Origin of the sequence: uncultured Campylobacter sp., from assembly GCF_937949835.1 — a bacterium.
GTDB lineage: Bacteria > Campylobacterota > Campylobacteria > Campylobacterales > Campylobacteraceae > Campylobacter_B.
Genome location: NZ_CALEDC010000219.1, coordinates 1 through 5,802, shown reverse-complemented (window position 1 = coordinate 5,802; position 5,802 = coordinate 1). Strand labels below are relative to the sequence as shown.

Annotated in this window: 6 protein-coding genes; 1 reads left to right on the top strand and 5 read right to left on the bottom strand. The window is 47.8% G+C overall.

Annotation, left to right across the window (positions count from 1 at the left end):
• The 5 genes from thrC to nadE form a co-directional block, all read right to left on the bottom strand.
• Positions 1 to 744: threonine synthase (thrC, locus tag Q0256_RS05070; protein WP_297960689.1), on the bottom strand; the 744-nt coding region annotated here is incomplete at its 3' end.
• A gap of 111 nt (positions 745 to 855) precedes the next feature.
• Positions 856 to 1,713 (bottom strand): acetylglutamate kinase, encoded by an 858-nt coding sequence (argB, locus tag Q0256_RS05065; protein ID WP_297960686.1) that lies wholly within the window; start codon positions 1,711 to 1,713, stop codon positions 856 to 858.
• A gap of 18 nt (positions 1,714 to 1,731) precedes the next feature.
• Positions 1,732 to 2,835, bottom strand: coding sequence for a tetraacyldisaccharide 4'-kinase (locus Q0256_RS05060; RefSeq protein WP_297960683.1), 1,104 nt, complete (start codon positions 2,833 to 2,835; stop codon positions 1,732 to 1,734).
• Positions 2,828 to 3,964 carry a DegT/DnrJ/EryC1/StrS aminotransferase family protein gene (locus Q0256_RS05055; RefSeq protein WP_297960680.1) on the bottom strand — a complete coding sequence of 379 codons (1,137 nt, stop codon included), beginning with the start codon at positions 3,962 to 3,964 and terminating at the stop codon, positions 2,828 to 2,830. The genes Q0256_RS05060 and Q0256_RS05055 overlap by 8 nt, the downstream gene beginning before the upstream one ends.
• A 10-nt stretch (positions 3,965 to 3,974) precedes the next feature.
• Positions 3,975 to 4,778, bottom strand: coding sequence for an NAD(+) synthase (gene nadE, locus Q0256_RS05050; protein WP_297960677.1), 804 nt, complete (start codon positions 4,776 to 4,778; stop codon positions 3,975 to 3,977).
• Between the two features lie 95 nt (positions 4,779 to 4,873).
• On the opposite strand from nadE, the gene Q0256_RS05045 reads away from it, so the two are divergent.
• Positions 4,874 to 5,473, top strand: a complete 600-nt coding sequence (locus tag Q0256_RS05045) for an MBL fold metallo-hydrolase (RefSeq protein WP_297960674.1) — start codon at positions 4,874 to 4,876, stop codon at positions 5,471 to 5,473.
• The last annotated feature ends 329 nt before the right edge of the window (positions 5,474 to 5,802 follow it).

Genomic DNA, 5,802 nt, shown 5'->3' with positions numbered 1-5,802 from the left:
GTGCTTTGAAAAATATATGCTAGCGTAGACGTAATAGATGATCTGAAATAAAATTCTGCCGAAATTTACGGAGTTTGCGGCGCTTAAATTTAAATTCGCCCGCGCGAGCTCGTTTTTGAAATCCTCGTCTGCCAGCAGCGATTTTAGCGCGCGTTGCGTATCGTCGAAATTGCCGCGCACGCCTAAAATTTTAAGATTTGCCGCGCTTTGTTTGACCATCTGCTGGCGCTGTATCTCGCTCGTGCCGCCCTGCGGGTAGAGGCAGACCGCTCTGATGTTCTCATCGTCCGCAAAAGCCTCCAGCGTCGCAGGCCCCGTGTCGCCGCTCGTGGCGCACATTATTAAAAATTTTTCATTCCTGGATTTTGCGATGCTTTTTAAAAGCGCGCCGAAGGGCTGCAGCGCCATATCCTTAAACGCAAGCGTCGGGCCGTGGTAAAGCTCCAAAATATAGGCGTTTTCGCTTAGTTTTTTGATCTGGACGGGGCAGGCGGGATTTTCAAATTTATCGTAGCGCTTTAGCGCACTCTCAAAGATCTCGCTGCTTACGTCAAAATCGAAGCTCTCGATGATTTTAAGCGCGATCTGTTTGTAGCTCAGCTCCTCGCACTGCTTAAAAAAATCCTCGCTCAAAAGCGGCAGCCGCTCGGGGCTGAAAAGCCCGCCGCCGCTCGCGCTCGGATTTAGCAGCGCGTAGCTAAGATCCGCTTTTTGCGAAAAATCTCTCGTTGAAACCAGTTTCATCTTTTTCCTTTTTAAAATTTACGCCCGCCTAGGCGCTTTAAATTTGATCGTTTGGACTTTGCATGGACTTGCGGCATTATGGTTTTAAACCTACCGCATCCGTGCTCGCGCCTAAATTTCTTCCTTTATCAAACTTCCTATGCCGCCGTCCGTGAAAAGCTCAAGTAGGATCGAGTGCGGAATTTTGCCGTTGATGATATGCGCGGCACTTGCGCCGTTTCGCACGCACTGCAGGCATGCATCGACCTTTGGGATCATGCCGCCTGAGATCGTGCCGTCCTTTTTAAGCTTCGAAATGAGCGCGGCATCAAGCTTGCTGATTAAATTTCCCTCTTTATCGAGCACTCCGTCAATGTCGCTTAAAAATATCGCCTTGCTCGCTTTTAGCGCGGCTGCGATCCTGCTGGCGCAGAGATCGGCGTTGATATTAAAGCTCACGTTTTCGTCCGTCTCGCCGCCCGCAAGCGGGGCGATCACCGGCAGATAGTCCTTTTGCAGCAGGTCGTTTATCAGCTTGGTGTTTACCTCGGTGATCTCGCCTACGAAGCCGTATTTTTTCTCATCGAGGAATTTTGCCCTCAAAAGCCCGCCGTCCTTGCCGCTGATACCGATCGCGGGCGCGCCGTTTTGGTTCAAAAGCGCCGTGATCTCTTTATTTACCGCGCCGCTTAGCACCATCTCGGTAATTTCGATCGCGTCTTTATTCGTTATGCGAAGCCCGTCCTTAAACTCGCTCTGCACGCCGATCTTATCCATGGTCTGATTGATCCTTTTGCCGCCGCCGTGCACGACGATGATCTTGATGCCGACCATATGCAAAAGCACGATGTCGCGGGCAAAATCAAGCTTGAGCGTATCGTCGGTTTGCGCCGCGCCGCCATATTTGACGACGAAAATTTTATCTCTAAATTTACGGATATAGGGCAGCGCAGAGATGATGACTTCGGCGGTTTTGCTCTTTTTTATCATAAAATTCCTTTAAAAACCTTATTTTATCATAGCTTGGTTTATGTAGTTTTGAATTTTGCGGATAAAGTTTTCGCTTAGCTTCAAATTTAGCAAAATCACCGAAATTTCCGCGCCCAAATCCCTTAATTTCACGTAATCCTTCGCCGTGCAAAGGATATGCTCCGCGCCCTCGCGCCTTAGCAGCTCTAAAATCTGCTCTTTTTTGAAATCGTAATGATCCGGAAAGAAGGCGTGGGCTTTTGCGAGCGGCAAAAACTCTTGCAAGCGCCAAGGTTTGGCGATAGCGCTGATTAAGATCGTGCGGGATTTTTCAAAACCAGCCTCTTTGGAATTTAAAATTTTATCCGCGGCACCTGGATTTAAATTTGAAATTTCATCTGCGGCGGTTTTTAAATTGAAATCCGAAATTTTATCCGCAGCGGAATTTGAAATTTCGTCCGCAGGATTTGAAATTTCATCCATTCCGTTTAGCCCCTCTTGCAGATCCGCCGCCGAAACAATTTTAAACTCCTGAGAAATATCGCTGGGTGCGGGTATGAAATCTGCAAATTTATAAAAAAACGGCGGGTATCGATACGCGGCGAAGGGCAGGCAAAAGGGCAGCTTCGGCGCGCTTTGCGGGCGTAGCAAGATATCAAATTTAGAGATATTAAATTTAGAAAATCCGTCGTCTAAGATCACCAGCTCAAAGCCGAGAGTTTGCGCGCGCAAAATCCCTGCGGTACGATCTTCGCTGACGATCACGTTTGCGCCGCGCAAAAACAGCGCGTATTCCATCGCCTCGTCTCCGCTTTGCCCTACGTCGCAAAGTATCCGTCCACCGAGAGCTACTTCGAGCAAGCCTCTGCTTTTGCGTCCGTATCCTCGAAGGATGATGCAGGTTTTGAGCCCCCCGTTAAATTCTTTAAAAAGCGCCCGCACCAGCGGGGTTTTGCCGCTGCCGCCGAGGGTTAAATTTCCGACGCTGATTATTGGAATTTTAAATTTTTGCGGCTTAGCAAAGAGCCTTTTTAGGCAGACGATCAGCGTATAAAGTAGCGATAACGGTGCTAAAATCACCCCTAGCGCAAGCCATGCGGGGCTCGGGTCGTATAAGTTTCGCTCGATTAGGAGTTTAAACACGATTTTGCGCTATCTCTTTGATCTGCTCGCAGATGTAGCCCACATCGTCGTCGCTAAGCGCCGTATAGATCGGCAGGGATAAAATTTGCTGATAGTTTTTAAGCGCATTCGGGAAATCATTGACTTTGTAATTGTATTTGCTTTTGTAGTAGCTTAGCAGATGCACCGGCACATAGTGCAGCGAAACGCTCACTCCGCGCGAGATCAGCGCCTTGGCGAAATCATCGCGGTTTTTGTCGATCTTTACGATGAATTGAGTGTAGATATGCTCCTCGCTGTCGCTTGGAAGCGTCACGTGAGGGCAGTTTGCGAGCTGCTCGCGATACGCTGCGGCGATCTGCTTGCGGCGCTTTATAAAGGCGTCGGTTTTTTCAAACTGGGCGATGGCGTAGGCGGAATTTATGGCGTCAAGATCGTATTTTTGACCGATGCGATCGACGTCGTAGGTAAAGGACATATTGCCGTCTTTGTAAAAGGCGTCTCCCACGATGCCGCCGTTTCTTAAAATTTGCGCGGCGCTTGCGATCTCATCGTCGTTCGTAACGAAAAAGCCCGCCGTAGAGATCGCGTCTTGCGCTTGAGGATTGATCTGAAAGCACGATATGAGCGAGCTTTTAAGCGCTCCGATTTTTGCGCCCTTATAGGTAGCGCCCATAGCGCGGCACGCATCGTCGATGAGGATGATATTTTCGCTTTTGGCGACCTCGCTGATGGAGTCTATATCCGCAGCAAGTCCCGCGATGTGCGAGATGAAAGCGCATTTTAGCTTCTTGTGGCGGTTTTGATCTATCGTGCGAGCAAGGCTTTCGCTCGTGATATTAAAGCTTATCGGATCGATATCTACGAAAACGGGCTCGGCGTCGAAGTGGCGGATCACTTCGGCAACGTTAGGGAAGGAATTTACGGAGCATAAAATTTTATCTCCGCGCTTAATATCCATTGCACAAAGCGCCAGATGCAGCGCCGTCGTGCCGCTCGTGGTCGATACGGCATGCTTTACGCCGAAATATTTACAAATATCCTCTTCAAAAATTTCGCTATATCTTATATCGCTATTGTAGAGGGCGCTTTTAATTAAGACTTCCTCTTTTTTATCGATTTGAGCCTTATAAAACGGTATCTCTTTCATAAATCTCTCCTTAGTGTGCGGGCTCTATGCGAGCCACGGCCGGCATGCGTAGTTTGAAGTTGTTTTTTAAAATTTTACGCACGATTAGCTTTACCAGATCTTTATTGTGGTTGGATTTTTTCAGATATTTCAGATCGTCCGCGCCGATCTGCTCGCCCGAGCGAAATTTCGTCCGCAGCGTTTCGTGCGAAAAAATATCTCTTAGCACGCTATCTAAAATCTCGTAGCTGTATCCAAGCTCACGCTCGTCGCTTTGATTTTCCCATAGATCGGCGCTCGGGGCTTTTTTGATGATCGCATCGTCTATGCATAAAATTTTTGCAAATTTAAACAGATCGCTTTTAAAAATTTCTCCGATCGGATTAAACGCGCAGGCTAAATCGCCGTAGATCGTGCCGTAGCCTAGCATTCTCTCGCTAAGATTGCTCGTGCCTACGACTACGCCGCGTTTTTGCGCGCTGTAATCATAAAGTAAGCTCATTCTTACGCGCGCGGCGAAATTTCCGATGCGAAGAGCGCTTGCATCGGGATTTAAAGCGGTAAAATTTTCTACAAATGGCGCGATCTCTTGGATTTCGTAGGGGATATTAAAAGATTCGCAGTGAAAGATGCCGTCTGCCATATTTTCTAAATTCGAACCCGCACTAGGTAGGATAAGCCCGTAAGTGGGGATCTCGGTAAGTGCACAAAGCGCAGAAACCACGGCGCTGTCAAGCCCACCGCTGATACCCACTACAAAGGCGTCCGCGCCCGTTTCATCGAGTCTCTCCGATAAAAAATCGGTCAGTTGCGGCAGCAAATCGTCCAAAAACATAATATTTAGCCTTAAAATTTTACGTTAAATTGCGCGAATTTTAACTATTTTTGGCTAAATTACGGCTTTAATTTAAGCTTAAAAGGAGGATTTAAATGCAAATTTTAAAAAAAGCTTTCGGTGAATACGCGACGAATTGCTACATTCTAAAAGGCGAGCAGGGCGATCTAGTGATCGATCCGGGGCAGGGCAGCTTTGATTGGGTTATGCAAAATACAGGAAAGATCGCTGCGGTTTTGAATACGCACGGGCATTTCGATCACGTTTATGATGACGCGAAGCTGCAAAGGGCGGGCGCTAAAATTTATATCCACGAGGAAGACGCCTTTATGCTGCGAGCGGATCCTTTTGGGACGATGCCAGAATCCATAGAAGCGGACGTGCTCGTAAAAGGGCAGGAGCAAAGCCTTGAAATAGCGGGCTTTAACGTTAAATTTAGCCTCTTTGCAGGACACACACCGGGCAGCTGTATGATCGAAGCAGGCGGCGTTATATTTAGCGGCGACGTAATATTTAAAGGCTCTATCGGCAGGTGGGATTTTCCCTTTTCAAGCGGCGCGCAGATGAGAGAATCTCTGCATAAAATTTTGCAGATAAAGGGCGATTTTACGCTATATCCGGGGCACGGAGCAAATACTAGCCTAGCGGCCGAGAGGCAAAATTTAAAATATTTTTTGCAGCTTTTTGAGCGCTGATCGTTTAAATTTAACTGCGTTTCGCCGCACAATAAGTGGTGAAGCGGTTTAAAGCTGGTCGGCGTTCGAGATTTATACCGCTTTGTTTGCAAGCGCTAGAATTTACGCCGCTTCGCTCGCATTGCAGGCGCCGAAATTTACAGCTTTATTTGCCGCTGCGAGCGTTAAATTTTGCGCTGCGTTTACACTACGCGTGCGTTGGCGAAGATGCGTAGATAAAATTTTAAAATTTACCGCCGCTTGATTAAATTTAGCAAAATTTCGCGCCGCCGTGTGCGCAAGACGCAAAGCGTAACGCAAAAGCAAAATTTAAAATTCGTGCTGCTGCG